Genomic DNA, 242 nt, shown 5'->3' with positions numbered 1-242 from the left:
ATACGTATGCTACTTGGCAGAGAGAGAGTATGAGTATATGAGCAGGAAGGGTAAAACAAAGGTAAAACAAACTGTATGGTATACTCCAGAACTTGCTTTTCCTTTTGGACCCGCTAATTTTGTTGGACTACCTGGTTTAGTGCTCAAAGTAAAATCAGGTACAATTGTATACAATGCAAAACAAATTAAGATAAAACCAAAAGAAAAAATAAAATTAGAAAATATTACTAAAGAAACGAAAG

The 242-nt window shown here is 32.6% G+C and carries 1 protein-coding gene; it reads left to right on the top strand.

Translation table 11 applies throughout. The features are described from left to right. The coding region (locus tag OU788_RS12825) for a GLPGLI family protein (RefSeq protein WP_274635507.1) at positions 1-242 on the top strand (242 nt) is incomplete at both ends.

It is taken from the genome of Tenacibaculum sp. L6 (genome assembly GCF_028823685.1).
In the GTDB taxonomy this organism is placed as follows: Bacteria; Bacteroidota; Bacteroidia; order Flavobacteriales; family Flavobacteriaceae; genus Polaribacter.
This window is presented reverse-complemented; position numbering and strand designations above follow the sequence as displayed.